The sequence below is a fragment of the Leisingera sp. F5 genome, assembly GCF_001593695.1.
Genome location: NZ_LUKH01001144.1, coordinates 1 through 1,234 on the forward strand (window position 1 = coordinate 1; position 1,234 = coordinate 1,234).

Genomic DNA, 1,234 nt, shown 5'->3' on the forward strand with positions numbered 1-1,234 from the left:
CGCCGGCTGGCCGTGCTCCGCCAACCCTAGATTCTGCCAAGCATGAACTGGAGCCGGTTTCGCCTCTTTTACTGCGTTTTTCGTTTCGCGCCGCCTGCCACGGGCTTGGGGAAGCGAGGTGTAAGACGTGCCAACGGCACGTGGCTCAACCAGACATATCATCGCGCGCTTTAAAGCGACCTGTCACGCTGACAGACAAGCCAATAGGTCTTGAACCTCGGTAGAGTTCCCGCAGATTTCCGGCCCATTGCCGTCCGGTTTCCCTTGCAACTCCGCCCTGCCCTCCTAGGCTGCGGCCAGGGAGGCTTGAGCATGACAAAACCGGATATCTGGCGCCTGGGTGCAACGGAACTGACAAAACTGACACGCACCGGAGATCTGAGCGCCGAAGATGCCGTGCAAGCCTCCATTGATCGAATGAACGCGGTGAATCCGGCGCTGAATGCCGTTGTTGAAGACCTGAGCGCCGAGGCACTGAAGCGCGCCCGCGCGCTCGACACGGCACACGCAGGCGGCGCTGTTCCCGGCCCGCTGCACGGTGTGCCGGTCACCATCAAAATAAACGTTGATCAGAAGGACCATGCCACCTCCAACGGAGTCCCGGCGCTGAAGGACTTGATAGCGCCTGCGGACGCTCCGGTGGTGGAGAACCTGCAAAAGGCCGGGGCGGTTGTGATCGGACGGACAAATACACCGGAGTTTTCCTTCCGCGCCGACACCGACAACCCGCTGCATGGCCGCACACATAACCCTTGGGGGCGGCATATCTCACCCGGCGGGTCCTCTGGCGGCGCAGGGGCTGCAGTGATGGCCGGGATCGGCGCAATGGCCCATGGCAATGACATTGGCGGCTCCTTGCGGTTTCCGGCCGCTGCCAATGGCGCGGTGACAGTGAAACCTGGCCTGGGCCGGGTGCCAGCCTGGAACCCCAGCCAATCCGCCGAACGCGGGCTGCTCGCGCAGCTGATGTCAGTGCAGGGGCTGATCACCCGCTCGACAGAAGACCTGCATCTGTCAATGCCCTCCTTGATTGCCGCAGACCCGCGCGACCCCTTTCATGTGCCGATGCCCTGGCGCGGGGAAACCCTGGACGCCCCGATCAAAGTGGCCTTCACCAAGAACACCCATGGCTATGATTTGCACCCCGAAGTCGAGGCCGCATTGGATTTCGCCCGCGCGGCGCTGACCGACGCAGGCTATTTGGTTGAGGACGCGGAGCCGCCCAATGCGTTCG

Annotated in this window: 1 protein-coding gene; it reads left to right on the forward strand. The window is 62.8% G+C overall.

Annotated features, from left to right (window positions below):
- Nucleotides 1–312: 312 nt before the first annotated feature.
- The coding region (locus tag A2I95_RS39630; RefSeq protein WP_291737832.1) for an amidase at nucleotides 313–1,234 on the forward strand (922 nt) is incomplete at its 3' end.